The 26,939-nt window shown below is 51.9% G+C and carries 22 protein-coding genes and 1 pseudogene; 13 read left to right on the top strand and 10 right to left on the bottom strand.

The annotated features are described in order from the left end of the window. Positions 1 to 40: 40 nt before the first annotated feature. The 3 genes from pduL (at position 41) to JI735_RS27695 (ending at position 2,816) form a co-directional block, all read left to right on the top strand. Positions 41 to 613 carry a phosphate propanoyltransferase gene (gene pduL, locus JI735_RS27705; protein ID WP_039834598.1) on the top strand — a complete coding sequence of 191 codons (573 nt, stop codon included), beginning with the start codon at positions 41 to 43 and terminating at the stop codon, positions 611 to 613. A 208-nt stretch (positions 614 to 821) separates the two neighbouring features. Beyond that, positions 822 to 1,004, top strand: coding sequence for a YmaF family protein (locus tag JI735_RS27700; protein ID WP_411829991.1), 183 nt, complete (start codon positions 822 to 824; stop codon positions 1,002 to 1,004). A gap of 300 nt (positions 1,005 to 1,304) precedes the next feature. Then, positions 1,305 to 2,816: a DEAD/DEAH box helicase gene (locus JI735_RS27695; RefSeq protein ID WP_202676635.1), complete on the top strand. Its 1,512-nt coding sequence runs from the start codon at positions 1,305 to 1,307 to the stop codon at positions 2,814 to 2,816. A gap of 303 nt (positions 2,817 to 3,119) precedes the next feature. Here JI735_RS27695 and dapA read toward each other — a convergent pair whose 3' ends face one another. Then, positions 3,120 to 4,016, bottom strand: a complete 897-nt coding sequence (gene dapA / locus JI735_RS27690) for a 4-hydroxy-tetrahydrodipicolinate synthase (RefSeq protein WP_039834601.1) — start codon at positions 4,014 to 4,016, stop codon at positions 3,120 to 3,122. Between the two features lie 119 nt (positions 4,017 to 4,135). Between dapA and JI735_RS27685 the strand changes: the two genes are divergently transcribed. Continuing rightward, on the top strand, positions 4,136 to 5,032 hold the full coding sequence (locus JI735_RS27685) for a LysR family transcriptional regulator (RefSeq protein WP_202676634.1): 897 nt from the start codon (positions 4,136 to 4,138) through the stop codon (positions 5,030 to 5,032). 61 nt (positions 5,033 to 5,093) lie between these two features. After that, entirely contained in the window at positions 5,094 to 5,780 is a 687-nt protein-coding gene (locus tag JI735_RS27680) for an MBL fold metallo-hydrolase (RefSeq protein WP_039834603.1), read from the top strand. A gap of 83 nt (positions 5,781 to 5,863) precedes the next feature. On the opposite strand, the gene JI735_RS27675 is transcribed toward JI735_RS27680, so the two are convergent. Next, the gene (locus tag JI735_RS27675; RefSeq protein WP_039834604.1) at positions 5,864 to 6,742 is read right to left on the bottom strand and encodes a glycosyltransferase family 2 protein; all 879 of its coding nucleotides are present in this window, start codon (positions 6,740 to 6,742) and stop codon (positions 5,864 to 5,866) included. Positions 6,743 to 6,901: 159 nt separating this feature from the next. Here JI735_RS27675 and JI735_RS27670 point away from each other — a divergent pair, with 159 nt between their 5' ends. Both JI735_RS27670 and htpG read left to right on the top strand, forming a co-directional pair. Beyond that, complete coding sequence (locus JI735_RS27670) at positions 6,902 to 7,531, top strand: DUF1796 family putative cysteine peptidase (protein WP_039834605.1); 630 nt, start codon at positions 6,902 to 6,904, stop codon at positions 7,529 to 7,531. A gap of 158 nt (positions 7,532 to 7,689) precedes the next feature. Then, positions 7,690 to 9,570, top strand: a complete 1,881-nt coding sequence (gene htpG / locus JI735_RS27665) for a molecular chaperone HtpG (protein WP_039834606.1) — start codon at positions 7,690 to 7,692, stop codon at positions 9,568 to 9,570. Positions 9,571 to 9,657: 87 nt separating this feature from the next. On the opposite strand, the gene JI735_RS27660 is transcribed toward htpG, so the two are convergent. Both JI735_RS27660 and JI735_RS27655 read right to left on the bottom strand, forming a co-directional pair. Further along, the gene (locus JI735_RS27660) at positions 9,658 to 10,575 is read right to left on the bottom strand and encodes an IS3 family transposase (RefSeq protein WP_233181315.1); all 918 of its coding nucleotides are present in this window, start codon (positions 10,573 to 10,575) and stop codon (positions 9,658 to 9,660) included. Beyond that, positions 10,497 to 10,811 (bottom strand): helix-turn-helix domain-containing protein, encoded by a 315-nt coding sequence (locus JI735_RS27655; RefSeq protein ID WP_039832618.1) that lies wholly within the window; start codon positions 10,809 to 10,811, stop codon positions 10,497 to 10,499. The genes JI735_RS27660 and JI735_RS27655 overlap by 79 nt, the downstream gene beginning before the upstream one ends. A 209-nt stretch (positions 10,812 to 11,020) precedes the next feature. Here JI735_RS27655 and JI735_RS27650 point away from each other — a divergent pair, with 209 nt between their 5' ends. Continuing rightward, positions 11,021 to 11,254, top strand: a complete 234-nt coding sequence (locus JI735_RS27650) for a hypothetical protein (RefSeq protein ID WP_202676633.1) — start codon at positions 11,021 to 11,023, stop codon at positions 11,252 to 11,254. Positions 11,255 to 11,262: 8 nt separating this feature from the next. On the opposite strand, the gene JI735_RS27645 is transcribed toward JI735_RS27650, so the two are convergent. After that, the gene (locus JI735_RS27645) at positions 11,263 to 12,132 is read right to left on the bottom strand and encodes a LysR family transcriptional regulator (protein ID WP_039834555.1); all 870 of its coding nucleotides are present in this window, start codon (positions 12,130 to 12,132) and stop codon (positions 11,263 to 11,265) included. 158 nt (positions 12,133 to 12,290) lie between these two features. On the opposite strand from JI735_RS27645, the pseudogene JI735_RS27640 reads away from it, so the two are divergent. Together JI735_RS27640 and JI735_RS27635 are read left to right on the top strand one after the other, a co-directional pair. Continuing rightward, a pseudogene (locus JI735_RS27640) lies at positions 12,291 to 14,029 on the top strand (ABC transporter ATP-binding protein). Next, positions 14,026 to 15,765 (top strand): ABC transporter ATP-binding protein, encoded by a 1,740-nt coding sequence (locus JI735_RS27635; protein ID WP_039834553.1) that lies wholly within the window; start codon positions 14,026 to 14,028, stop codon positions 15,763 to 15,765. Before JI735_RS27640 ends, JI735_RS27635 begins: the two are co-directional and overlap by 4 nt. Before the next feature lie 213 nt (positions 15,766 to 15,978). On the opposite strand, the gene JI735_RS27630 is transcribed toward JI735_RS27635, so the two are convergent. After that, entirely contained in the window at positions 15,979 to 17,961 is a 1,983-nt protein-coding gene (locus tag JI735_RS27630) for a Na+/H+ antiporter (protein WP_039834552.1), read from the bottom strand. Between the two features lie 109 nt (positions 17,962 to 18,070). Next, complete coding sequence (locus JI735_RS27625) at positions 18,071 to 18,931, bottom strand: AraC family transcriptional regulator (RefSeq protein WP_039834551.1); 861 nt, start codon at positions 18,929 to 18,931, stop codon at positions 18,071 to 18,073. 187 nt (positions 18,932 to 19,118) lie between these two features. Between JI735_RS27625 and JI735_RS27620 the strand changes: the two genes are divergently transcribed. Both JI735_RS27620 and JI735_RS27615 read left to right on the top strand, forming a co-directional pair. Continuing rightward, on the top strand, positions 19,119 to 21,188 hold the full coding sequence (locus JI735_RS27620; protein WP_039834550.1) for a beta-galactosidase: 2,070 nt from the start codon (positions 19,119 to 19,121) through the stop codon (positions 21,186 to 21,188). Positions 21,189 to 21,338: 150 nt separating this feature from the next. Further along, the gene (locus JI735_RS27615) at positions 21,339 to 21,854 is read left to right on the top strand and encodes a hypothetical protein (protein ID WP_039834549.1); all 516 of its coding nucleotides are present in this window, start codon (positions 21,339 to 21,341) and stop codon (positions 21,852 to 21,854) included. 179 nt (positions 21,855 to 22,033) lie between these two features. On the opposite strand, the gene kduD is transcribed toward JI735_RS27615, so the two are convergent. From kduD to kduI, 3 genes are all read right to left on the bottom strand, one after another. After that, entirely contained in the window at positions 22,034 to 22,789 is a 756-nt protein-coding gene (kduD, locus tag JI735_RS27610) for a 2-dehydro-3-deoxy-D-gluconate 5-dehydrogenase KduD (RefSeq protein ID WP_039834548.1), read from the bottom strand. Positions 22,790 to 22,852: 63 nt separating this feature from the next. Then, the gene (locus tag JI735_RS27605; RefSeq protein WP_039834547.1) at positions 22,853 to 23,608 is read right to left on the bottom strand and encodes a DeoR/GlpR family DNA-binding transcription regulator; all 756 of its coding nucleotides are present in this window, start codon (positions 23,606 to 23,608) and stop codon (positions 22,853 to 22,855) included. A gap of 34 nt (positions 23,609 to 23,642) precedes the next feature. Further along, positions 23,643 to 24,476, bottom strand: a complete 834-nt coding sequence (gene kduI, locus JI735_RS27600; RefSeq protein WP_039834546.1) for a 5-dehydro-4-deoxy-D-glucuronate isomerase — start codon at positions 24,474 to 24,476, stop codon at positions 23,643 to 23,645. Positions 24,477 to 24,866: 390 nt separating this feature from the next. Here kduI and JI735_RS27595 point away from each other — a divergent pair, with 390 nt between their 5' ends. Next, the gene (locus JI735_RS27595; protein ID WP_202676632.1) at positions 24,867 to 26,543 is read left to right on the top strand and encodes a hypothetical protein; all 1,677 of its coding nucleotides are present in this window, start codon (positions 24,867 to 24,869) and stop codon (positions 26,541 to 26,543) included. Positions 26,544 to 26,939: the final 396 nt, after the last annotated feature.

Raw genomic sequence — 26,939 nt, 5'->3', positions numbered from 1 at the left:
TTGTACAGATACTAGAGAAAATACAAGGAGTGACATTACAATGAGCAAGACTGTACCCGTAGGTGTGTCGGCCCGGCATATTCACCTTACGCAGGAGCACGTAGAAGCATTGTTTGGCCCAGGATATCAATTGACAGAGTTCAAACCGCTGTCCCAACCGGGACAATTTGCAGCAAATGAGCAAGTAGCCGTAATCGGCACCAAAGGAAAATTCGACAAGGTCAGAATCCTTGGACCTGTCCGTCCGGCGTCGCAGCTGGAAGTATCCCGCACAGACGCATTCAGCCTCGGCGTGAAAGCCCCTGTCCGCGAATCCGGCCACATTGAAGGCACACCAGGCATTACGATCAAAGGGCCTGCCGGCGAAGTTGAGCTGGAAACAGGCGTTATTGTCGCAGCACGCCACATCCACTTCCATACCTCCGAAGCTGAAGCCTGGGGCATCGCCGACAAGCAAATGCTGAAGGTACGCCTTGGCGGTGAACGTGGCCTGGTACTTGAGAACGTGATTGCACGTGTATCCGACAACTTTAAGCTCGACATGCATATCGACACCGACGAAGCCAACGCTGCAGGTGCCAACAACGGCGATACTGCTGAAATTGTGGATTAGTCTTAATTTTTTATAAGAAGGAAGAGAGCGGGGAGCGGTCCTCCGCTTTTTTGCATATCAGCAGCAAAGTACCTGACCCAGCTTCCATGCAAAAGTCCCGCGAAACCGGAAAAATAACATTCGGATCTCTGACAGTTGCCTAGCACATACCTATTTTTGCCTCAATATGATGTTGTGGAGTCCACTATTGTAAGGAGGCAAGTGACGGATGCAGAAGAAAAATCTCAGAAGGTTGAAAGGTGCACCGTCGAAACAGGCGCAGCGGCATGTACATGAATTTGAAGGCAGTACTAAATTGGCCGAAGAAGGCGCAGACCGGCATAACCACCGGTTCGCAGGTGCTACGGGGCAAGCATGTGCATTTTGTTACTGGTCACACTACTGTAAATGATGGCCATCAGCATCAATTTAATTTTGCAACATTGATCCAAGCGCCGCTTGTTTAGGCACATGAACTGAGTTAGAGCGGTTTTTAAAAGCAGTCCCTTCCGTTCGTTGATAAGGGGGCTGCTTTTTTTCTGGAAATCTTTTGGACAAAACCAAAACCGGATTAAAAGTACTATCTAATATACGAATCTGTGGTATCATTATGTGTTATGATTTACAACTGCGCTATGTGGAGACACAGGAATAAGCTGAATATGCCCGCACATGATCTGAAAATATATGTATTTCACATTAAGGAGACAACATGACTTTTAATGATTTGAATTTAATCCCGGCAATCCTTAAGGCGTTAAACCAAGAAAATTATACATCCCCCACCCCCATTCAGGAGGAATCCATTCCAGCGGCTCTGGCTGGCCGGGATGTCCTTGGCTGCGCACAGACCGGAACAGGTAAAACAGCAGCATTTTCTCTGCCGATTATTCAGCTGTTAAGCCAGCAGCCTTCCGTAACGGGCGGCAAACGCGGCATCCGTTCGCTTATTCTTACCCCCACAAGAGAGCTTGCCCTGCAAATCTCGGAAAATATTCAGGCCTACAGCAAATTCACCAATATCCGCTCAACAGCTATAGTCGGCGGTGTGTCACAAAAAGCTCAAGAACGGGCATTAAGCCAGGGTGCAGACATCCTGATCGCCACACCAGGCCGTCTCATCGACCTGATTACCCAAAAGCATGCGGATTTGCAATATGTGCAGATTCTGGTGCTGGACGAAGCGGACCGTATGTTAGACATGGGTTTCATTCATGATGTAAAGCGGATCATCGCCAAAATGCCAAACAAAAAACAAACCTTGTTCTTCTCGGCTACGATGCCGACAGAAATTTCGAATTTGATCAAAACGCTGCTGGTGAATCCGGTGAAAATCGAGATTACCCCGGTTTCCTCTACTGTGGACCGTATTGAACAATCGGTCTATCTGCTGGAGAACGGCAATAAGCAAAAGCAATTGAACCGTCTATTGCAGGACAAATCCATTGTGTCGGCATTGGTTTTTACCCGTACCAAGCGGGGGGCTGACCGGGTGACCCGCGATTTGACCCGGAATAATATTACGGCTCAAGCCATTCATGGCAACAAGTCCCAGAATGACCGGCAAAATGCGCTGCGCAACTTTAAAAGCGGAGCCACCCGTGTACTCGTTGCTACGGACATTGCTGCGCGCGGGATTGATATTGATGAGCTGTCGCATGTTATTAATTTCAACCTGCCGAATATTCCGGAGACCTATGTTCACCGGATCGGCCGCACCGGCCGTGCCGGGATGAGCGGAGTTGCCATTTCCTTATGCGAAGCAGAAGAGATCCCGTACCTGAAGGATATCCAGAAGCTGATCGGCAAGACGATTCCCGAAGTGAAGGACCACGCCTATCCAATGTCCGAGAGTACCCAGGCGCTGCTGAGAGACCGTCCGGTCAAGACACCGGCGAAACCGGCGGCAAAGGCGAAGTCCAATCCGGCCCGCAAGCCGAAGTCCGAGTGGTTCACCCAGGGCAACCGCCCGGGCAACAGCTCTGGCGGCGGCAGCAGGAACCGTTCGGGAAGCAGACCGAACGGGGAGCGGGCCCAGCATGCAGCAGCCGGGACAAGCCCTGGAAGTGCTCCCGCCAGTGGAGCGCGATCTGGAGCTGGTGCAGGCAGCCGCCCCGGCAGCGCTGGCGGGAGACCGGGTGAGCGGACAAGCGCCGGGCAGAATAGCAGACCTGCCGGCACCCAAGGCGGCAAACCTGCTGCCAAAGCTGGCAGACCGCAGTAAACTGCGGCACACAGATTTATAGATAACAGCTTCCCTGGGTGGGAGGCTGTTTCTTTGCTTTTTGCAGGAAAACATTTGCCGGGAGTAGGCAGCAAAGGGGAGTGAGAGGTAAAAGTACCTCTGATTTCGCCGGGGGAGGCTGTATTTCGCCACGGCGGTCTGCCTGCAGCGGGCGGCAGGGTATAGCAGATAGCTGGGTAGCGGGCGGCTGCGGATGTTTAAAGGAAAAGCGGCCGATACAACAACAACCGCCAGACTACAGTCTCAGACTGTAACCTGGCGGTTGTTGTTGTCAGCACAATATCAAATGGCTGCCAGATGGTTTGATCCGGCCAGATAAGCTCCCAATTCCTCACGCAGCCCGGAGCTGATGGAGGTCATCGGCAGGCGGAGTGTATCGGAGGCGATTTCCCCATAGGCGCTGAGCAGCCATTTGATCGGGGCCGGATTCGACTCCTTGAAGAGCAGCTTCATCAGCGGGATGAGCCGGTCGAATGCCGCTCTGGCTTCTTCGAGCTGTCCGGCTCTGAACTGTTCATAGATGCCGAGGAATTTGGCGGTATGCACATTGGCCGAGGCCAGCATGCCGCCGGCGGCCCCGCAGCCCAGCATATCGAAGAAATGGAGATCATCGCCGCACAGCACCGGCTTCGAGCCCAGGCGGGACAGCTCAGTGACGAGCAGCGGCGAGCCGGAGCAGTCCTTTAAGCCCACGACATTGTTCATTTCGAGGATGGTGCGTGCGGTATTGACGGACATGCCGACCCCGGTGCGGCCGGGGATATCATAGGCAATGACCGGAATGCCCACCTCGGCCGCTTTGCGGAAATGTTCAATAATGCCTTGCTGGGAAGGACGGCTGTAATAAGGCACGACTACCAGCACAGCGTCAGCGCCTGAATTCGCAGCCAGCTCGGTGCGGGCAACCGTGGAAGCAGTATCATTTGTGCCTGTGCCGATAACCAGCGGAATGCTGCTGGATTTCAATAATTCCCGTGAGGTGTTCACGAGGGTCTGTAATTCCTGTATGTTGACTGTCGGCGATTCTCCAGTGGTTCCATTGACGACCAGACCATGAATATTGTTCTTGATGATGTTGTTCACATAACGCTGGTACGATTCCAGATCGATCTCGCCAGCAGCATTGAACGGGGTTACCACGGGAACATAGATTCCATAAATCTGTTCTTCTGTTAACATGAATATCGTCCTCCAAAATGTTAAAATCCTTTTATCTTACTGTAGCATGGAATATTTCATCGGTGTTAGCTATAATAAATGATGTAGGTTATCAATAATATTGATGTTAGGGTGAGATTATGGATTTAACATATATGCGGACCTTCCGCGAGGTTGCGAAGCGGCAGAGCTTTACCCGTGCGGCTGAAGAGCTGGGCTATGCGCAGTCCAGTGTGACCATGCAGATTCAGAAGATTGAGAAGGAATACGGGGTTCCGCTGATAGAAAGGCATGGACGCGCACTGCGCTTGACTCCGCCTGGTGAAGAGCTGCTGAAGCTGTTCGTGGAAATATTGGACCTGTATGACCGCTCCAAAGAAACCATTGCCCAGCAGATCGGGGGAACTTTGACTATCGGAACGATAGATTCACTTGCCGCCTTTTACCTGCCGCCTTTTCTGCAGCAGCTGAGGACGACGTTCCCAGGGCTGAATATTCATCTGCAAACCGAGCAGGAGGCGAACCTGGTGACCAAAATCAGGGATGGCGAAGTCGATATCGGTCTGATGCTCGACCGCAGCACCACAGATTCGCAGCTGGAACGCATGGTTATCAGGGACGAGCCGCTCGTACTGGTGGCACCCAAGGGCCATCCGTTAGCCAAGCTGGACGGTGTGACGCTGCAGGACCTGAACCAATGTGAGCTGATCGTCTCCGAGGAGAGCTGTATTTACCGCAGCCTGTTTGAGAATCTGCTGCGGGAGCACGGGATCAATTTCCGCATCGGCTTTGAGCTGTCCAACCTGGAGGCGATCAAGCGTTGCGTGCGCAATGGACTCGGGATTGCCCTGCTTCCAAGAATTGTAGCCGAAGAAGAGATTGAGCGGGGCACCCTGGCGGAGCTGGCTTTTGTACATCCCGAAATCCACTTTGATCTGCAGCTGCTGATCCACCCGAAGAAGTGGAAGTCGCTGCCGCTGCAGTCGCTGATTCAGATGCTGCTGGCCGATGCGGAGGCAAAGGCGGTTGCATTGTAAATGGAGGATGCGGAGGTTAAATTAGCTGCCTTATTAATCATCTATGGAGGATAGAGTAACAATGAAAATAATCGAACTTCCGGTTGAATTTGAGTATAATGGTCAACCCAATTATATATATCCAAGCCTGATTGTTTCAGAGAATGAATTAACCCTGGTGGATACCGGATATCCGGGGTTTCTTCCTTTCATTGAAAAGGAGATTGTTGCCCATGGCTATGACATAATGAACTTAAAAAATATCCTGATCACACACTATGATGATGACCATATCGGTTCATTGTACGATTTCAAAGCAAAATACCCTTCAGTTACGATTATGGCAAGCGGAGTGGAAGCGGAATGTATCAGCGGCAAAGTGAAACCGGAGAGATTAGTCCAAGCTGAAGCAATGCTGGAGCATATGCCGGAGGAACAACAAGGTTTTGGACACTGGTTCGTGCAGCGGCTAAAAAGTCTACAGCATGTTTCCGTAGATCAGACCGTCCATGACGGGGAGTGGATTTTAAATCAGCAATGTAAGGTCATTGCCACACCGGGGCATACGTCAGGCCATATTTCTTTGTATTTTCCTGAATTAAGCAGTGTCATTACGGGCGATGCAGCGGTTAGGGACGGGGATGAATTAATTATAGCCAATCCGGATTTTTGTCTGGACCGTGAGCGTGCAGATCAGTCCTTAAATGTCCTGCAGAATCTTCAGGCTAAATCGTATTACTGCTATCATGGCGGAAGCCTGACATTATGAAGGAACACGTACTCCGGTTAAACATAAAGAAGGTTGGGGAGATCTCGTTGATCTGCCCAACCTTTTTTTGATAGATCAGAACCCTAGTAGCTAGAAAAACTGAAACATTGCGATAATACCGAATTTAAGGTTTCATGGTGATATTTTTGTGTGCGCAGGTTGCCCTCCAGGAGCTTGTGAGCCCAGGCTAAGCATTGATAATAGTGAGCGGGTTCATGTACCCGTATTCTGAAATGGCAAAAATCCAAATGGGTCTGATACTCCTCGGCGGTGGGTTCAATACCAAGCAGGCGCAGTTGATCTCTGCGGATGCGTTCGGATTGTACTAATTGTACCTGCTGCTGAGTATTTGAGATCTGGCCCGGATGTACTCTGTACATGAGCAAAACCTCGGGGAGATTCATTAACTTCGTTACTGCTCCTAACCGGTTCCATAGTTCATAATCTTCTGCATGGGGATAATCCAGATACCTGATCCCATGGTTCACAAGTACGGATCTTCGGATCATGATGGTTGGATGCATAATTGTACAGTGAAACAGCTGCCAGCATAGGATCTCTTCATGAGTTATAGGTTTGGTGCTAACACTGTCTTTGCCCAACAAATAAACCTGAGAACCGCAAACGCCGTAATCCGGATGGGTGTCCATGAATTCCACTTGACGCTGGAACCGGTGGGGCAAAGCGATATCGTCGCCATCCATCCGGGCAATATACTCGCCTGTACAACAATCAATGCCTTGATTTAGGCTTGCAATCAGCCCATGGTTCACTGAATGGGCAATCACTTTAATCCGGGTATCATCAAATTTTCGGATAATATCCAAAGTTCCGTCCGTTGATCCGTCATCAATAATAAGCAATTCGAAATCCGAATAGGTCTGGGTTAGAATACTGCAAATCGCTTCTTCAATATATGCGGCCATATTATAAACTGGCATAAGAACTGATATTTTGGCCAAAATGCACACCGCCTATCCTTTTTTTATAAAATTATTGTATGTGAGATTCGTATGTTATGACCTGCATATCTGACTAATTCGCTGTTATAGGCCGGACAGTCCAATCCCTTTTTTATTTGCGTAATTAAATATAGTAAACGATGCAGGAGGGGAATGGACATGAATTTTAATGAGATACAAGGAACCTATGATGTCATCTTTAGCCTGGGGCGGAATTGTCTGGCTGCAGACCAGTTATCGCGTCATATGCGGAGGAAGATCGGGGGTGTTCTGGACTGGGTGGAGTCGCCTGCATTGTCCGGTGTGAGCAACCTCTTGCGGAACCGGTTTTCCAATTTTATGGAACTGCCCAATCTGGCGATTACCGGTATTAATGAAAAGGCCGAATGCTATATTGTACGGGATGCAGCGTATTATATCTTCTCCCACCATGATTTTCCGCTGAATCAGAATACACCTACCCAGCTTGTGAGCTACCCGGAGCTTAGGGAGAAGGTTGCCCGGCGTGTTCCACGGTTTTTGGAGACGCTCAGGAGCGCTAACCGGATTCTATTTATCCGGACGGAAGGAACCATACATGAAACGGCGGAACTGCTGGATGTTCTAAAAGAGCTGGTGTCCGGCGAATTCAATGTGCTGGTGATTAATCAGGCTCCGGTAGGCGGTATTGTTGAAACCCCGTGGCCTTTTCCGAATGTGTGCGCCCTGCAGATCCCCGGGGTTCCTGATGAGTTTCACGATAATGACTATCTGTGGAAAAATATATTAGATAGATTCACAGTCCGCTAGCCTTCTTTGGCGCAAAAAAGGGTTCCGGTATGCAGCAATATATTGACATCAAAAACAGGAATATGGTATATAAAAGGAAGTGTTAGCACTCCTCGCACTGGAGTGCTAATCAGCCGGAAACCATCAGAGGTTACTTTTGAAAGGAGATTTATTTATTCATGGCCAAAAAAGAGTTTAAAGCGGAATCCAAAAGATTGCTGGAAATGATGATTAACTCCATTTATACGCAACGCGAAATTTTTCTGCGGGAACTGATCTCGAATGCAAGCGATGCCATTGACAAAATTTATTACAAAGCATTGGCCGATGAAGGCCTGGTGTTCAATAAAGAGGATTATTACATTAAAGTGGCCGCCGACAAGGCCAGCCGCACCCTGACCATCTCCGATACAGGGATCGGGATGACCCAGGAAGAGCTGGAGAATAACCTGGGGATTATCGCCAACAGCGGCTCCTTTGCTTTTAAGAAGGATAATGAAGCGAAGGACGGCCACAACATTATCGGGCAGTTCGGGGTTGGGTTCTATTCCGCTTTTATGGTGGCTGAGGATGTGACGGTAGTCAGCAAGGCGCTGGGCAGCGACCAGGCCTTCAAGTGGGAATCCCAGGGGGCAGACGGCTACACCATTGAGCCGACGGAGAAGGACACTGTAGGAACCGAGATTACCCTCAAGATCAAAGCGAACACCGAAGAAGACAATTACGATGAGTTCCTGGAAGAATACCGCCTGAAATCGATCATCAAGAAATACTCTGACTTCATCCGTTTCCCGATCAAGATGGAGATTACCAGCAGCAAGCCGAAGGAAGGCAGCGAAAACGAGTTCGAGGAAACCAAGGAAGAGCAAACCGTCAACAGCATGGTGCCGATCTGGCGGAAGAACAAAAACGAGCTGACCGATGAGGATTACAATAACTTTTACACAGAGAAACGCTACGGCTTCGACAAGCCGCTGAAGCATATCCACATCAGTGCCGATGGCGCGGTGGTCTACAATGCGATCCTGTTCATTCCGGAGAACACACCTTTTGACTATTACACCAAGGAATATGAAAAAGGCCTGGAGCTCTACTCCAACGGCGTGCTGATCATGAATAAATGCGCCGACCTGCTGCCGGATTATTTCAGCTTCGTCAAAGGAATGGTCGATTCCGAGGACTTGTCGCTGAACATCTCCCGTGAGATGCTGCAGCATGACCGCCAGCTGACGCTGATTGCCAAGAATATCAAGAGCAAGATCAAGAGCCAGCTCCAGAGCCTGCTGAAGGATGAAAGAGAGAAATATGAGAAATTCTACACTTCTTTTGGCAGACAGCTGAAGTTCGGGGTCTACAATGACTATGGCATGGAAAAAGAAACTCTCCAGGATCTGCTGATGTTCTACTCCTCCAAGGAGAAGAAACAGGTGACATTGGCAGAATATGTGGAAAGAATGCCGGAAGACCAGAAGTATATCTACTATGCTTCCGGAGAATCCGTAGAACGGATCGAAAAGCTGCCGCAGACCGAAATGGTCTCGGACAAGGGTTACGAAATCCTCTACTTCACGGACGATATCGATGAATTTGCAATCAAGATGATCATGTCCTATAAGGAAAAAGAATTCAAAAACGTATCCAGCGGCGATTTAGGGCTTGAAGAAAATGCCGAGGACAAACCATCGGAAGCGGAAGAAAACGAGAACAAGGAATTGTTCGAAGCCATGAAGGGCATTCTGTCCGGCAAAGTGAAGGATGTCAAAGCCTCCAAACGCCTGAAATCCCATCCGGTCTGCCTCTCCACGGAAGGCGAGCTGACGATTGAAATGGAGAAAATCCTCAAAGCGATGCCGAACGGCCAGGAAGTTCAGGCGGACAAGGTGCTGGAGATCAACATCCATCATGATGTCTTCAAATCCCTGAAGGCTGCAGCCGAAGGGGACAAGGAGAAGCTTGGCCTGTACACGAACCTGCTGTACAATCAGGCGCTGCTGATCGAAGGCCTGCAGGTAAATGATCCCGTGCAGTTCACCAATGATATCTGCAAAATCATGGTGTAATCCGCAGCGGCTCTGTCCTGCGCTAAATACAATAAACCCGCCTCCGGTGTGGTCAAGCCCCTATTTTGTAGACACTGAAAAAAGACCCTAGGCTGTAAGCTGCTTCCGGTACTCCACCGGAGGCAGCTTATTTAGTCTTCGTTGCGGTCGATACTGGTTGTAAAATTGAATATAGGCTTCAATTCGTCTTTGTGCCTCGTCCAGATTTCGGATATCATAAGGGTAGAGCCCTTCCGTTTTGAGATGCGAGAAGAAGCTCTCCATGGAGGCATTGTCATAACAATTTCCTCGGCGGGACATGCTGATTCGGGCGCCAACCTTTGGCAGCATGTCATGGTATGCATGAGACGTGTATTGGAATCCCTGGTCGCTGTGAACGATCAGTCCGGTCACGTCTTTTGTCTTGTTAAAGGCTTTCTCAAAGGTCTGTAGAACCAGTGGATTGTCATTTTTCTGACTCATGTGGTAGGCTACAATTTCATTGTTAAACAAATCTTTCACCGCAGAAAGATAGAGCCACGATTCTCCCACCCGGTATTGAGTCACATCGGTAACCCATTTTTGGTTAGGAGCATCCGCCTTGAAATCTCGCTTCAGTAAGTTTTTAGCGACTCGCCCTCCGTCCGAAGATGCGTAATTACAGCGATGTTTTCGCCTTATTCGTGACCGGATTCCAAGTACCTGCATGAGCCGTAGCACCTTCTTATGATTCATCCAGACTCCATGATCCTGCAGCAAGAATAACTGGATCTGTCGGTATCCGTAAACTCCGTTGTAGTGCTCGTAAACCTTCTTCACAAGTTCTCTATCTTCTCGGTCCCGATCGAATGCTTTGCGCTTTAGAAAGGCGTAATATCCGCTTCTGGAGACCCCAAACACTTTGCACAAATGACGAACCGGATATTCACTTGAGGCTCTCTCAATCGTTACATACCGCTCTGTTTCATCTCCTGCATCCAGATTTCCAAGCACTTTTTTAGCATTTCGTTCTCCTGTTTGAGCCATTTGACCTGTCTTTCTTGATCGACATATTGTTCTCGCCGTCCTCGCTGGTCCACAAGTCCGAACTCTCCCAGTTCCCGGTATTTCCTCATCCATGTTTTCAACCGATGTCTGTCTGTAATTTCGAACTTCTCCATAATTTTACGATAGGTCCAACCTTCGACCATATGAAGACGTATTGCCTCCAGCTTTGTTTCATAAGAATACGTTTTAGACTTCTTTCCTTTAATCGCTGGCATAAAAAATGCACCCCCTAGAATTCATCGGATAAACCAGGGGTTTATTCCAATGTCTATTCTAAGGGGTGCACTTCAGTGATTGCCGGGGCGGTTTTTTTTGTACCAGCATCTAAATGAACAAGTTTACAGGTAAGCGGGATGGAGGGATTTAAGTTTACGTTTTCTACTTGGATTAGCTACAGGCCCAGCCGGGAGAAGCGTGAGAAGGAATGTTGCACCTGCTAGGCGGGTTGCCCGGAAACACCGGAAGAAATGCCGTTGTTAAAGCGCCGAAGGCCGGATCGCCCGGAAACAAGAGCAGAAATGCCGTTGTTAAAGCGGCAAAGGCCGGATCGCCCGGAAACAAGAGCAGAAATGCCGTTGTTAAAGCGGCAAGGGCCGGATCACCCGGGAACAAAAGCAGAAATGCCGTTGTTGATGCGCCGAAGGCCGGTTTGTTCTGAGGTTTGCTTCATGCTCTGCTGAAGCTCTCAATAAACTTCGCAGCCAGGGAGGACAGATACTTGTCTTTCATCCAGACGGCGGCGACCCGGGTATTCAGTGAATCGCTGCGGATTTTCTTCGCTGCCACATTGCTGTTGCTGGCGAGCGTGAAAGCCGACCGCGGAATGATGCCGATCCCCAGGCCCGCATTCGCCCAAAGCAGGGTGGTGCGGGCATCGTCATTCATGCAGAAGAACTGCGGATCAAATCCGTTCTCCAGGCAGGTCTCACGGATAAGCTGCTCGAAGCGCCGGTAAACAATAAGCGGCTGGTTCCGGAGCTCACCGATTTCAATCTCAGGCTTTCCGCCCGTCCAGTCATATTCTGGAGCCATCACGGCAATCATAGGTTCAGACACCGTGTAGACACACTCCAGGCCCGCGCTGCTGAACGGCGTGCGGACGATGCCGATTTCGACAATACCTTTGTTCAACAGATCGATAATCCGGTAGGTATTGCCTTCATGGATTTCAAATTTCACCCCTGAATAGTTGTGATGGAACTCCACCAGCCGGTCCTGCAGCAAGGTAGCCGCCGACGAAGATACGGTGCCGATGGAAAGTGTGCCGGACACACCTTTTACGAAATCCTTAAGCTCCCGGGTGGTAGAGTCCGTCAGCTCCAGAATCTGCTGTGCCCGCTCCCTGAGGATCATTCCCGCTTCAGTCAGCTGTATGCTCCGCGGACCGCGTTCCACCAGGACCACGCCAAGCTCCTCCTCCAGCTGCTTGAGCTGCTGGCTAAGCGGCGGCTGCGCCATTTGCAGCTTTCTCGCCGCCGATGTAATTTGACCTTCTTCGGCAATCGCCAAAAAATATTTCAACTGGCGGATATCCATAAGTGTACCTCCGGTTTGTGTTCTCTGCCATATGCGAATCGTATCGCATGGATATGAAACCAATATTATTAATATGTAAGCAGGTATGACATAATCATAACGGGTCTTCTTTTATTTTCATAGCTCTTACATACTAATGAAGTTAGGTGAGGATTACTGTGTTCAAAATGGCTGTATTTCTTAAACCCTACCGGAAAGAAGTGATACTGGGACCGGTCTTCAAGCTGCTGGAGGCGATTCTTGAACTTCTGCTGCCAACCATCGTCGCCCTGATTGTCAACAACGGGATTGGCCGCCACGACAGCGCGTATGTGTACCGGATGAGCGGGCTGATGGTGCTGATGTCATTGCTGGGCTTCAGCTGTTCTATGGTATGCCAATATTACGCTGCCCGGGCTTCACAGGGGTTTGGCACTTCATTGCGCAATAAGATGTTTAAGCATATTTCAGCGCTCTCCTATGCCGAGCTGGATACCTTTGGCACCCCTTCGCTGATCAACCGGATCACGAATGATGTGAACCAGCTGCAGCTTGCGGTGGCGATGCTGATCCGTCTGGTCATCCGTGCCCCGTTCATCTGTATCGGGGCAATTATCATGTCCATGATTCTCGACTTCCGGCTTTCGCTGATCCTGCTTGCGGCGACTCCGGTCATTGGTGTGATTCTGTATTTCATCATCACCCGCAGCTCGCCGCTCTACCGCAAATACCAGCAGAAGCTGGATCATCTGGCTCTTGTGCTCAGCGAGAATCTGTCCGGCATCCGCGTGATCCGCGCCTTTGCCAAGAGCCGCAGTGAGAAGCGGCGCTTTGATGCCGCTTCGGAGGATCTCACAGCGACGGCAATCCGCGTCGCCCGCATCTCCGCCTGGCTGGGGCCCATGACAACGCTGGTGGTTAACGCAGCAATTATTGCCATTCTGTGGGCAGGCGGCATCCACATTGATGCGGGACGGCTGTCCCAGGGGGAAATTATTGCTTTTATCAACTATGTGACCCAGATTCTGCTGGCGCTGATTGTGGTCTCGAATCTGGTTATTATTTTCACCAAGGCCTCTTCCTCGGCGAACCGTGTGAATGAAGTGCTGGGTACGGAAGCCTCCGTTCCGGATACCGGGAATTACTCACTCCCCCGGACCGGCCAGCAGGCTCCGGCGATCACCTTCGAGCATGTCTCCTTTGGCTACAACACCACCGGTGAGCTGGCACTGCATGATATTTCAGTGGCCATTAACCGGGAGAGACCGTAGGGCTGATCGGCAGCACAGGCTCCGGGAAGTCAACCTTCGTGAATCTGATTCCGCGTTTTTATGATGCGGTGGAGGGAGAGATACGGGTGGATGGAGTAAATGTCAGGGATTACGGGCTGGAGCAGCTGCGGAGGAAAATCGGCATCGTGCCGCAGAAGGCTACGCTCTTCAGCGGCACCATTGCTGACAATATCCGCTGGGGCAAGCAGGATGCCTCGCAGGAGGAACTGCTGGCCGCCGCCTCTGTCGCCCAGGCCGAAGAGTTCATCCAGAAGCTGCCTGAAGGGCTGGGTACTCCGGTTGCGCGTGGAGGATTGAACCTGTCCGGGGGACAAAAGCAGCGGCTGACCATCGCCCGGGCGGTTGCCATGCGCCCGCAAATCCTGATTCTGGACGATTCGGCAAGCGCACTGGATTTCGCCACGGATGCCGCGCTGCGCCGCGCACTGAAGGAGAGCAGCGGGGAAATGACTGTATTGCTGGTCTCCCAGCGGGTAAGCACCGTCCGCCAGGCGGATGTAATCATCGTCTTTGACGAAGGCCGGATCGCCGGTATTGGCACACATGAAGCGTTATTGGAGAGCTGCGGCGTATACCAGGACATCTGCGGGTCCCAGCTGTCTACAGAGGAGGCGGGGGCACAATGAATGCCGGAGCAACCTGGAAAAGAATTATAGTATATACCAAACAACACCGGGGCATCGCCATTGCCGCCGTGTTCTGTGCCGTACTGAGCGTAGCCGCCAGCCTGATCGGCCCGCTTCTAATCGGGAGGACAGTCGATCAGATGGCCGGTCCGGGACAAGTGGATTTTGATCAGGTCCTCCGGCTGCTGCTGATTCTGGCTGTGGTCTATAGCGTCGGCAGCTTTTTCGGCTGGCTGCTGACGTACTACACCAACCGGATCGCCTACCGGACAGTCTATGATTTACGGCGCGAGCTGTTCGACAAGCTGAACGTGCTGCCGCTGAAGTTCCATGACAACCATCCGCAGGGAGACAGTATTTCCCGGTTTGTGAACGACATGGATGCGGTCTCGGACGGATTGCTGCAAGGCTTCTCCACCTTGCTTACCGGAGTGGTGACCATTGCCGGAGCGATCGGTCTGATGCTCTACATCAGTCCGGTGATGACGCTGGTTGTGCTGTTGTCGGCACCGGCCGCCTTTTATGTCGCACGGTTCATAACTACACGATCCCAGAAGCTGTTCCGCGAGCAGGCCAGAATTCTCGGCGGATTGAACGGATATGTGGAGGAAATCGTCGGCGGCCAGAAGGTAGTGCAGGCCTTCCGTTATGAAGACCATAGCTTCGCAGAGTTCTCCGGACGGAATAATGAGCTGTACCAGACCGGTGTCAAAGCCCAATTCTACGGCTCGTTGTCCAATCCAAGCACACGGCTGGTGAACAATATTACTTTTTCTGTGATTGCCATGATCGGCAGCGCTCTGGTTATCGGGGGGCATTTCACAGTCGGGGACCTTTCCAGCTTCCTGATCTATTCGAACCTGTTCGCGAAGCCATTCAATGAAATTACCGGTGTCATCACCCAGCTTCAATCGGCAACGGCTTCGGCCCAGCGGATTTTTGCGATTCTGGATCTGCCCCCGGAAACTCAGGATGCTGAAGACGCACGAGTGTTGGGGATCAGCCAGGGGACGATCCAATTTGACAAAGTGAGCTTTGCCTATTCGCCAGAGCGCCCGCTGATCAGAAATTTCAGCCTGGAGGTGAAACCGGGCACGCGGGTGGCCATCGTCGGGCAGACCGGGGCCGGGAAAACTACACTGGTCAACCTGCTGATGCGTTTCTATGATGTGGACAGCGGCAGCATCAAGCTGGACGGTACCGATATCAGGGCGATTACCCGCGACAGCCTGCGCCGCAATTTCGGCATGGTGCTGCAGGATACCTGGCTGTATGGGGGATCGATCCGCGACAATATCGCTTACGGCAAGCCGGAGGCGGCTGAGGAAGAAGTGATTGCCGCCGCCAAGGCTGCGAATGCCCACAGCTTCATCAAACGGCTGCCCGAAGGTTATGCCACGAAAATTTCCGGTTCAGGGGATAATCTGTCCCAGGGTCAGAAGCAATTGCTCACCATCGCCCGCGTCATGCTTGCCGATCCGCCCATGCTGATTCTGGACGAAGCGACCAGCAGTATCGACACCTTGACGGAGGCGCGGATCCAGAAGGCTTTTCTGGCGATGATCTCCGGCCGCACCAGCTTCGTGATTGCCCACCGGCTGTCCACGATCCGCGAGGCAGACGTCATTCTCTATATGAAAGACGGCGATATCGTCGAGAGCGGCACCCATGAGGAGCTGCTGCAACGCGGCGGCCATTACGCCCGGCTGTATAACAGCCAATTCGCGGCAGTGTAATTAGTTAGACACAGAGGAAAAGCATTAAAAAACAGCTGCAACCTGGACTTGAGGATGAGGTCCAGGGCTGGCAGATGTTTTTTAAGTTGTAAAATACCGTTGTTGGTCCGTAGGGGACGTCACAGCCGTTTTGTTCTTCAGGCAGGCAATCTATCCGCCACTGCTGATTTCCTCCTGCCCGGACCACTTAGGCCGGGAATTTGCCCGGCCCGCTCAAAGGGTTAATTCCCGGAGGTCATGCTCCATCAGCAGCAGGTTGCTTTTCATGCCCTTCATACCTGCCCTTGACAGCTTGCCGGATTCGAACATGTGCTGAATCTGGTCTCTCTCCAATTGGATGCCCACCCGGGCCAGTTCATCCAGAGCCGAATCGAAGTCCTCTTTGGCCGAAGGCTCAGCTTCATTTCGTGTATATCTGCCGAGCATCCGTTCATAACGCAGCAGCAAAGAGCTGACATCCTCAATTTCGGCTCCCGCTGACGGCAGCATGTTCTTTAATTGCACAATAACATAGTGGAGGCTGCGAATCCGGAAGGCATCTACGGCTGCCCGTCTCTCCTGAAAGGTTAATCTGGCCTGCTGCAGGATGCCGGATACCTCCATCCATTGCCGGAGCGCCAGCAGGTCTGTTCTGTATTGTTCATCTTTGGTGAACCGGTACAGCGTTCTATTGAGTCTATGCAAATAGCGGTATGCCATGAAGGGGTTCACTTCTTTGTTTTGGATCGCCTGCAGGATGTCCTCTCTTTGCCATTTGAGCGTCTGGATAATCAATGGGCGTTGGAACCTGTCAGCAGCTTCTTCCTTTTTCAGCTTGCGGATCCGCGAATTGTACGTATTGATAATTTTGCTGATGGCCGCTCTGTTCTCGTCATTTGTCTGTTCACTCAACGCAATCACAACATTGCGGAGGATTTCGATTTCAATGTGGGCTTCGTCGTTTTCGGAATCGGCTTCATTTTTAATAAGAAGAGGCAGCAGGTAGTTCGCCGCCAGCAAGGTCCAGAGAATGACGCCCGCCGCCAGAAAAATAATCAGATCCCGCTCCGGGAACGGGTTCCCGTTATCAAGGAGAAACGGCAGCGACAATGTGCTTGCCAGCGTGATCGTTCCGCGCACACCGGATAGGCTCAGGATGAGCGCGTTTCTGATTTTATGCCCCCGGGCGGGCATCTGTTCATTGCTTCCGGGAAGCTTCATGAAGAGAACCCAGATAAAGCGCAGGGTCAGCACTGCAAGTGTCAACACCAGCGTGTAGCTGATCACCTGGGCATGTCCAAGGCTGGAGCTGCTCCAGATGGTCCGGATAATCTCCGGGAGCTGTGTGCCGAGCAGCAGGAAAACCAGTCCATTCAGAACATAAATGATGACGGACCAGGTGCTTTTGGAAACAATGTTCAGTCTGGCGACCTCGGGGTCCAATTTTTTATAGCCAAAGGAGTGGGCGATACCTGCGCTGACTGCTGCCAGGATTCCATTGACTCCAAGCTCCTCAGCCGCCAGAAACACTGCGAAGGGGGTTAAGACCTCAATCAGCATATGCAGCGTTACATTCTCCATGCCCAGTCTGCGCAGCCACTTCACAAATACATATTTCACAAGGGTCAGCAAAAGCCCAAGCACAATGCCTCCGATAGATATTCCTACAAAGCTCAGACTAGCCGAACGCAAGGAGAAAGCTCCGGTTACCATCGCTGCGGCAGCAAACTGAAAGGATACCAGCCCCGAAGCATCGTTGATCAGTGATTCTCCCTCCAGGATTTTCATCGTTTGGTGGGGGATTTGGATTTTCTCCTCCAAGGCGCCAACGGCTATAGCATCGGTAGGAGCGAGTGCCGCAGCCAGCGCAAAAGCCGCAGCCAGCGGAATCACAGGAAGCAGCCAGTTCAGAAAGAAGCCCAGGATGGCTACCGTCATGAATACCAGGCCCAGCGCTAATAAAAGAATGGGTTTCTTCAGGCTCCACAGCGCCTCTTTGTCTGAATGGCGCCCGTCGTTGAACAGCAGGGGAGCGATGAACAACAGTAAAAACAGCTCAGGGTTCAGCCTTAATTCATAATGCAGCGGCAGATAGGTAATCCCAACCCCAAGCGCAATCTGAATAATAGGGACGGAAACGGATGGGATAAACCGGTTCAGCAAATTGGATAACGCGATTGCCGCCAGCATGAGTAAGATGAATTCAAAAATCTCCACAACTTCTACCACCTTGTTTGTGTATTGTCTTTGTGTGTCCGCTGGATAAACGTAATCTTCTTGAACGCGTACTCCGTTAATTTACAGCGTCACACCTTGGTATCTCTGTTTAGGATTCATGCAGCCGCTTGCGCATCATACCCGGTGTACAACCATACGTATTCCGAAAGACACGGATAAAATAATTGGTTTCCATGCCGAGATTCAGCGCGATCTCCTGTACGGGTATATCGGCATTCTCCCGGATTAATTGCAGTGCGCGCTCCAGGCGGAGATTCTGTAAATATTTGTGAGGAGTAATCCCGTATTCCTGCAGGAACAGCCGCTGAAAGTGCTGTACGGAATAGCCTACGGCGGCAGCAAGATTAGAGACCAGCAGCGGTTCGGTAAAATGCTCATTGATCAGGCTTACCGCCTTCTGCAAAGCCTCATTGCGTACGTTCTCCAGCTCCAGCCGTCCAGAGGGGCCAGTGTCAGAAACACTGCGGCGCAGCAGCAGCAGCAGCCGGTAGAGCGCTACGGACAACTCCTGCATCACCTGTTCATCCTGGCGGCTGGCCTGCTGGTTCACAGTGTGCCAGATGGTGCCCACCTGTTCCCAGCACTCCTCGAAGCGCTCCGGGCGCAAGGGAGGGGCGGCAGGAATTATTCCAATCCCTTCCAGCAGACCCTGGGAGAGGTCCCCGTGGAAGCCGATGAAGCCCACATGCCAGGGCTCCAGGGACAGCGGGTAATATTCATGGCCCCGGTCCGGCGGATAAGCGAAAGCCATACCGGGTTCAAGTACCGTTTCCGCACCTGTCTCAAGGTCCCGAAACAAGCCCTTTCCGCTGCGGATCAGAAAGATCTGGTATACGGGAAAACCGCCGGGGCGGACATGATGATACTGGTTGTGCCGGCCGACCGAATAGGGGTACAAGGGAAAACGGTCCGGGTCGCGCGGCATTTCAATTAAGGAGAAGGGGAGCATGATGATCACCTCGTATTCATTTTGTGCTAGTAAAGCGAGTGTATACTCCTACTGCTTGAATGATTTTATCCTATATTATATACAGTATAAAGAATGATTCATGAAATAGACAGGGCTTGTCCTCACATAATATCAGAGAATAATCCCATCTGGACATGGACAACCTACCGAAAGGATAAACCTACCAATGAATATGAAATTATCCCCGGTCAGCAGCAAGCTTCCGGTCATGCTGCATGGAGCCGATTATAATCCCGAGCAATGGCTGAAATATCCGGAAGTGCTGCGTGAGGACATCCGCTTGATGAAGCTGGCTAATTGCAATGTAATGTCTGTTGGCATCTTTTCCTGGGTATCGCTGGAGCCGGAGGAAGGCGTATTCACCTTCGATTGGCTGGACAGCGTTCTCGATACCTTCGCCGAGAACGGGATTTATGCTTTTCTGGCTACCCCGAGCGGCGCACGTCCCGCCTGGATGTCAGAGAAATATCCGGAAGTGCTGCGGGTAGAACGAAACCGCGTGCGCAATTTGCACGGCGTCCGGCACAACCACTGCTACACTTCGCCGGTGTACCGGGAGAAGACAGCTCTGCTGAACGGCAAGCTGGCTGAACGGTATGCGAACCATCCGGCTGTCATCGGCTGGCATATCTCGAATGAATACGGCGGTGAATGCCACTGTGATCTATGTCAAGCGAGCTTCAGGGACTGGCTGAAGGTGAAATATAACAACAGCCTGGATGAAATGAACCATGCCTGGTGGGCGGCGTTCTGGAGCCATACGTACACCTCATGGAACCAAGTGGAGTCCCCGGCCCCGCATGGAGAAACGCAGGTTCACGGCCTGAATCTGGACTGGCGCCGCTTCGTAAGCGAATCGACGATTGACTTCTGCCAGCATGAGATTGATTCTGTTCGTGAGTATAACCCCGAGCTGCCGGTAACGACCAACATGCACAATATTGACGGCGTCGATTACCGCAAGCTGGCCAAAATCCTTGATGTTGTCTCCTGGGACGCCTATCCGGATTGGGGATATACCGAAGATAATGACGATGCCCGGCTCGCGGCCTGGACGGCGATGCACCATGATATGTACCGCACCTTTAAGCACAAGCCGTTCCTGCTCATGGAAAGCACTCCCTCGCTTACGAACTGGCAGCCGGTCAGCAAGCTGAAGCGGCCCGGCATGCACAAGCTGTCTTCGCTGCAGGCGGTTGCCCACGGCTCGGATTCCGTGCAGTACTTCCAGTGGCGTAAAAGCCGCGGCTCAAGCGAGAAATTCCACGGTGCCGTGATCGACCACAGCGGCCACGCCGAAACCCGCGTCTTCCGCGATGTTGCCGAAGTCGGCCGTACCCTCGCAACGCTGCAAGACGTAGTAGGCACAACCACTCCTGTGCAAACCGCAATTATTTATGATTGGGACAACCGCTGGGCGATTAAGGATGCGCAGGGAATCCGCAACTCGGGCCTAAAATATGAAGAAACTGTGCTTCAGCATTATCAGGCGCTGTGGGAGCTGGGTATTCCGGTCGATATTATCGGTTCGGAGGAAGACTTCTCCGCCTACAAGCTGGTGATCGCACCAATGCTGTACCTGATCAGCGAAGACAACGGCAAACGGATTGAGAAGTATGTCGAACAGGGCGGCACCTTCCTGGGAACCTATTGGTCGGGTGTGGTCGGGGAGACGGATCTCTGCCATTTGGGCGGATTTCCGGGACCTCTGCGCCGGACACTTGGCATTTGGGCCGAGGAGACGGAAGGCTTGCACAACCGGGACCTGAACGGGCTGGTGATGAATTCCGGCAATGCCCTGGGTCTCGAAGGAGACTATGATGCGCATGAAATTGCCGAGCTGATCCATCTTGAAGGGGCAGAGGCGCTGGGCACGTACCGGACAGACTTTTATGCCGGGCAGCCTGCACTGACGCTGAACCGACTGGGTGACGGCCGTGCGTACCATCTCGCTACACGCGTGAAGGATGCCGGATTCTACGTGGAGCTGTATGCAGCGATTGCCAAAAAAGCGGGCATCGTCCGCACCTTGGACACAGAGCTGCCGGCAGGCGTCACGGCCCAATGGCGTACGGACGGCGCAAACGATTATGTATTTGTGCAGAATTTCAGCGGCGTGGAGCAGTCCGTAGAGATGGACGGCAGAGCGTACACCGAACTGGAATCAGGCAAGGCTGTTCCAGCTGTGCTTACACTTCCGGTTCATGGCCTGGCTATCCTGAAGCGGGCGCACTAAATCAGCAGCCAAGCGGCGGTTCTCTGTGAATAGAGAATCGCCGTTTTGCGTGTGTGTTAGCATCGGCTTAATATAGCCTATCGCAAAAAAACTAAACGCTCGGCAGGCATTGTCCGGATAGGTATAATATGGAATAGGAGGCGGATGAATATGCTCGTGGCTATGGACAGGAAAGATTTCGATTCATATAGTGATGAAAGACTCGCATGGGCTTGTATGGAGCCTACCTTCATGAGGATCCGCGGGAAATCTCCAGCAATAAAAGCTGCGGCACTCAAGGAGCTGGGCAAGGGACAGCGGGCACTTTGCATGTTCCGCATCATGTACGATCACAGCTACCGCTCCCCGGCTGAGTTCTACGCTTGGAGTGCTTACTTGCTGGACCAGCCGGGTTATTGGAGCGGAGTGCTGGAGGGGGCGCGTTTTTTTGCAGATGATGCGCTGCGGGAACTGCTCGAAGAGACACAGGAGAGGCTGGCGGAGAGAAACCGCAGATTGGGATTGGAATGGGGCGATGCGGGACTGAAGGATCTCGAAACAGACGAGGATCTGAAGCAGATCACCACCGCCTTGTATGGCCGTTTTCAGCGGATTATACCGAATAGCCACGCCTTAATTGCTGAATATATCCGTGCCCACCCGGAGGAATTCGTTGAGTTCTCCTGATGATTTCAGGCATCTGCGTTTGTTCTGAAACTGCCAAAAGGCTGCAGCGTCCATAGTGAGGACAGTGCAACCTTTTTGGCTTGGAGTCAGGATTAGCAGCAGCTGCTTGCAGAGTAAGCCGATGTCATTTCATAACACGCACGCAGCCCGTTTGTATGTGTATGTCTATATTCCCGGAATTATCTGGCGAGCCATCCGCCATCCACATTCAGAATATGGCCGTTCAGATAGTCGGAAGCAGCGGATGCCAGGAACACAGCAGGTCCTTTCACATCTTCAGCAGTTCCCCAGCGTCCCGCAGGAATACGGTCGAGAATTGAGTCCGCACGGTTCTGGTCGGCACGGATTGGAGCGGTGTTCTCAGTAGCCATATAGCCTGGAGCGATGGCATTGATGTTCAGACCGGAGCCGGCCCATTCATTGGCAAAAGCTTTGGTCAAACCGGCTACGCCGTGCTTGCTCGCGGTATACCCGGGCACGTTGATTCCCCCCTGGTAGGAGAGCATGGAGCAGATGTTGATGATTTTACCGTTGCCTCTTTCCAGGAAGTGGCGGCCGGCGATTTGCGACAGCAGGAACACCGTGTTCAAGTTCAGGTTGATGACATCGAACCAGTCTTTTTCACTGTGGTCTTTGGCTGGAGTGCGGCGGATCATGCCTGCGCAGTTGACAAGAATGTCTACTTTCCCGGTAAAAGCAACAGCCTCGTCGAACATGCCTTGCAGCTTGGTGTGATCGCTCAGATCGCCTGCGATGCTGAGGGCTTTTACGCCAAAGGCTTTGGCAGCGGCTACTGTTTCGTCACTTGCATTGAGGGAAGCGGAGATCACGTCTGCGCCTGCTTCTGCGAATGCAAGGGCAATCCCTTGTCCAAGACCTTGGGCAGCACCGGTTACAATTGCTGTTTTACCTGCCAAACTGAATAAAGATGACATATATTATTCTCTCCTTTTATGCACATTGATGAGCATCCTGCGATGCTTCGAGGGATACTGAATCTACCCGCATTCGATGTTGACGCCTGCTTTCCGGAACTGCTCGACAGTTTCTTGTGCAAGACCGCTATCGGTAAGCAGCACGTCAACTTCCTGCAATGAAGCGAACGTGCGCAGCGCGGTATGCCCGAATTTGTGATGGTCGCATACGGCGAACACTGTGCGGGCAGTGGATACCAAGGCTTGCTTGAAATCGATGAAATCACCGGTGTAAATCGACAGCCCGTGTTCTATATGAACGGCTGTAGCCGACAGAAAGGCTTTTTCTATATTAAGCTTTTGGACATAGGAGACAGCTTCAGGACCTGCCAGCATATTGCGGACACGGTAGCCTCCGGGCACGACAAGACGAATGCGGTCTTTCTGAACCAGTTCGCTGATGATGTACACATCATTGGTGATGACCGTCAGCGGGATGTTGTCCAGCCTCCGGGCAATTTCAAGCGTGGTGCTGCCGCCGTCCAGGGCAATAATGTCATCCTCGGCAATATGGGCCAGCGCCAGCTGCGCAATCTCCGTTTTTTCATCGGAATATTTATCCAAAGGGTTCTTGGAGGGCAGAATGCCGAACTGGTCGCTCTGGGCCAGCACGGCTCCGCCGTGGACACGCATAATCAGCCCCTGTTCCTCCAGCTTGCTTAGGTCCTCGCGGATTGTTTTTCCTGTCACCTGGAGCTTGTCGCTCAGCTCGTTCACCGTTACATCCTTCTGGTTGAGCAAAACTTCCATAATCATCTCGTGCCGCCGTATCGGGTTCATCCGCTTGCCTCATCTTTCCGTAGTTGTTTTTGTTCTATTGTAATTCTTTCATGCCTACGGGGTCCATATCATCATAACGTTTATTGTCGCCGGCCATGCTCCAGATAAAGGTGTAGTTATGCGTACCCACACCGCTGTGGATGGACCAGCTTGGAGAAATGACTGCCTGTTCATTGTGCATTACGATGTGACGGGTCTCGGTAGGCTCGCCCATGAGATGGAACACAATGGAATCGTCCGGAAGATCGAAATAGAAGTAGGCTTCCATCCGGCGCGGGTGAGTATGGGAAGGCATTGTATTCCACATGCTGCCCGGTTTCAGCTGGGTCATTCCCATAACGAGCTGAGCGCTTTGCACACCACCTGCATGAATGAAGCGGTGAATGGTGCGTTCGTTGGAATTCTCCAGACCGCCCATTGCGCCGGATTCGGATTCGGCCAGTGTTGTTTTGGTAGTAGGGTAGGACTGATGTGCAGGAGCCGAATTCAGGTAGAACTTCGCAGGTTTGGCGCTGTCAGCGCTTTTGAAAATAACATCCTTGGCGCCTTGCCCTACATACAGACATTCTTTGAAATCTATTTCATATTCTGCTCCGTCTACAACAACCGAACCTTTACCTCCGACATTGATCACACCCAGTTCACGGCGTTCGAGGAAATAAGTAACCCCCAGATCTTTCAGGTCAGTGGTGAGCACGACATCCTTATTCACCGGATTAGCCCCGCCTACGATCATACGGTCTTCATGGGTCAGGACAAGCTTCAGTTCATCCGGAGCAAAAATGACTGGAATGTGGAACTCCTTGCGCAGACGCGCGGTGTCAAATTGCTTAACTTCGTTGGGATGGGATGCGAAACGTCTTTCCATTGAATGTTCAATCTCCTTCGCAAACATATTTTCGTTCGTATAGGTACAATTTAATCCATATAAGTTCATTTGGCAAGAGATAATCTTTTTTAGTACGTTTATTTTAGTTTATTTATTGGGTTTAGATATTGCCATGTGAACCGAAAGCGTGCACAATAGAACTGAAATAAGAGTGAATTTCCAATTGGAGCACCAACTGTCGCGGACTAGGCGTGAGCAGTGCAGGCAGTGCAGACCCGGCAGGTAAGCCACTGGCTACAGGGCGGGTGTGTATGGGGCGGCGGCCCCGCCGGAATCAAGGGGTAAAAATACCCTTGAAATGACCCGGAAATGACCCAGGCGCAGGCAATAACAGATGCCGAATATAAAAATTGGTGGAGGGGAACGGAAGTGGGAGAATTACAAGCTGCGGCGGGTGCGCATCAGGCCCGGCAGAACGAAATTATCTATAATATCGCAATCGAGGCGGAACGCCTCCCGCTGCTGGACAGCGGGCTGTGGTTCCATGACGATGTGCGGAACAACTTTTATTATGCTTCATATCTATTTGCTGCTGCGGTGGAGCCCGGCTTTGAGCTGCCTTTTGACCGGGAGGCCGGCAAGTGCAAGGCAGAGGCTGTGCTGCTGGAAACGGTGCTGCTGCAGAACCGGCAGCCTGGCACCTGTTTATACGGGCATTGGCCGCTCGGCCTGCATCCGCTGCCGCGCGAGGCTGCGCCCCATGAACTGCCCGTGGAGATCATGGGCAGCCTGATGGTCTGGTTCTGCAAGCATTACGGAAGCAGGCTGGGTGCCGGATTGCGGATTGCTTTTCATACAGCAATCGGGCATATTTACCGGAGCGGCTTCTACCGCAAGCCGGTGGTCCACTTTGGTCATCATGAGGCCAAATATACGGCGGCGAAGCTGATTTTCGGCAAGCTGTTCGAAGATGAGGAGCTGCTGGCAGACGGGCGGAAAAGCCTGGAGAATACACTGGCGTATATCCGGGACAAGGGAATGCCGGAATACGGCAGTCTGCCGTGGTTTTGGCACTGGGTGCAGGCATTCACCTGCGCGTGGGACTTGGAGGAAGACAGCGGGCTGAAGAGTACGCTAGCTGAAATGCTGGATCACCTGTGGAAGGAGCGGGGCCAGTTTTATCTGCAGGGAGCCTGGGTAGGCGCGCATTCCCGGGGCTGGCCGCATGATGTTCCGGCGGATGGCAACGTGCTGCACGACTATGTGCAATTTGGGGATTTCAAGCTGCCGCAAGCCATGCCCCGCACCGAATATGCCGGATTCCTCTTCTATGAAGCGCCGGGTCAGGTGCGGGCGGCTGCGCTGAACCGGCAGACCCCGGTGGAGGTCGCCAAGGTTACGCAAAAAGTCGTTCCCGAAGATCCGAGCCCGCAGCCGCTGATTCATTCATATGCATATATTACTGATAGCTTCGCAGCAGGAGGGCTATGGGAGCGTGTAGAGGAGTTCGACAACGAGCAGCTGCGTTGGGCTTTTTCACTGCCGGTGTCTCCTGAATATGCCGTGAACCGGCTGTATTTCTTCCATCCCGGTCAAGGCTGTCACGCGGGAGATCCCCGCCATCAGAGCCGTTATATGGAAGTGCTGTATCATCAGGGCATTATCCTGGCCTTGTTCCCGGTGCCGGAGGGTGAAGCCGACACGATTGTGGGTGTGCTGCCTAATGGCCAGTGGATGAAGGAGCCCACCGCGCTGTTCGGCAAGGCAGGCGAGGTCTATTTTGCCGTATATCTGTCCCATAACTATCAGCTGAGAGAGCGGGAAGGATACCTCGAAGTGTCTGCCCAAGGGATGCGGAGCGGTGTGGTTGTGGAGGCCATTAGCGTTAAAGAAGCTGCCGAGCGGGGGACCGGTGATCTTGCGGCGTTTGCGGCAGAACGGGCAGCACAAGCTCCATCTTTTGAAGCAGGAGCCGACTTGGCAGTTCAATATAACTCCATCAAAGGAGACCACTTGCAATTAAGCACAGATCGTCTTACTTCAACAAAAGCTCTACTGAACGGCAGTCCCATCTCATTGGATCATTATACGGTTAGCGGAAGCTAGAGTAGGTGGATATTTTTGAAATGTGAAAAGAACCCGCAGGCACCCCGAAGCCTCCGCGGGTTCTTTGTTGTATAGGAAACTATGATTACTTCCGCAGGTGGATAAAATTCTGCTTAAAATTGTAAAATAAATACTTTGAAACGAACAACGGCAGGAAATATCGTTTTCGGATCGTTGAAGGCCGAGTTCTGTACACAGCGGGAAGTATTTCAGGGTCATTTTCGATGCCACCGCTTGTGGTGTTTAGCACCTCACCCGCTGAGCCTTGCATACTCCCCCGATTTGCCATTAGACTGGTTATCCTTTACAGTAAAATAACGAAGACATCTATATCCTTGCCAATTCCCGGACATGGAGCGGTGACTTGAACCATATATCTACAACAGGGAGGAATAT

This window comes from Paenibacillus sonchi (genome assembly GCF_016772475.1).
GTDB lineage: Bacteria > Bacillota > Bacilli > Paenibacillales > Paenibacillaceae > Paenibacillus_AQ > Paenibacillus_AQ sonchi.
The sequence above is the reverse complement of the archived record's forward strand: the minus strand, read 5'-3'. Positions and strand labels throughout refer to the sequence as shown.

Coding starts and splice junctions, on each gene's coding strand:
- pduL (WP_039834598.1), top strand. CDS start 41: ATGAGCAAGACTGTACCCGTAGGTGTGTCGGCCCGGCATATTCACCTT.
- JI735_RS27700 (WP_411829991.1), top strand. CDS start 822: ATGCAGAAGAAAAATCTCAGAAGGTTGAAAGGTGCACCGTCGAAACAG.
- JI735_RS27695 (WP_202676635.1), top strand. CDS start 1,305: ATGACTTTTAATGATTTGAATTTAATCCCGGCAATCCTTAAGGCGTTA.
- dapA (WP_039834601.1), bottom strand. CDS start 4,016: ATGTTAACAGAAGAACAGATTTATGGAATCTATGTTCCCGTGGTAACC.
- JI735_RS27685 (WP_202676634.1), top strand. CDS start 4,136: ATGGATTTAACATATATGCGGACCTTCCGCGAGGTTGCGAAGCGGCAG.
- JI735_RS27680 (WP_039834603.1), top strand. CDS start 5,094: ATGAAAATAATCGAACTTCCGGTTGAATTTGAGTATAATGGTCAACCC.
- JI735_RS27670 (WP_039834605.1), top strand. CDS start 6,902: ATGAATTTTAATGAGATACAAGGAACCTATGATGTCATCTTTAGCCTG.
- htpG (WP_039834606.1), top strand. CDS start 7,690: ATGGCCAAAAAAGAGTTTAAAGCGGAATCCAAAAGATTGCTGGAAATG.
- JI735_RS27660 (WP_233181315.1), bottom strand. CDS start 10,575: ATGGCTCAAACAGGAGAACGAAATGCTAAAAAAGTGCTTGGAAATCTG.
- JI735_RS27655 (WP_039832618.1), bottom strand. CDS start 10,811: ATGCCAGCGATTAAAGGAAAGAAGTCTAAAACGTATTCTTATGAAACA.
- JI735_RS27650 (WP_202676633.1), top strand. CDS start 11,021: ATGTTGCACCTGCTAGGCGGGTTGCCCGGAAACACCGGAAGAAATGCC.
- JI735_RS27645 (WP_039834555.1), bottom strand. CDS start 12,132: ATGGATATCCGCCAGTTGAAATATTTTTTGGCGATTGCCGAAGAAGGT.
- JI735_RS27635 (WP_039834553.1), top strand. CDS start 14,026: ATGAATGCCGGAGCAACCTGGAAAAGAATTATAGTATATACCAAACAA.
- JI735_RS27625 (WP_039834551.1), bottom strand. CDS start 18,931: ATGCTCCCCTTCTCCTTAATTGAAATGCCGCGCGACCCGGACCGTTTT.
- JI735_RS27620 (WP_039834550.1), top strand. CDS start 19,119: ATGAATATGAAATTATCCCCGGTCAGCAGCAAGCTTCCGGTCATGCTG.
- JI735_RS27615 (WP_039834549.1), top strand. CDS start 21,339: ATGCTCGTGGCTATGGACAGGAAAGATTTCGATTCATATAGTGATGAA.
- kduD (WP_039834548.1), bottom strand. CDS start 22,789: ATGTCATCTTTATTCAGTTTGGCAGGTAAAACAGCAATTGTAACCGGT.
- JI735_RS27605 (WP_039834547.1), bottom strand. CDS start 23,608: ATGAACCCGATACGGCGGCACGAGATGATTATGGAAGTTTTGCTCAAC.
- kduI (WP_039834546.1), bottom strand. CDS start 24,476: ATGGAAAGACGTTTCGCATCCCATCCCAACGAAGTTAAGCAATTTGAC.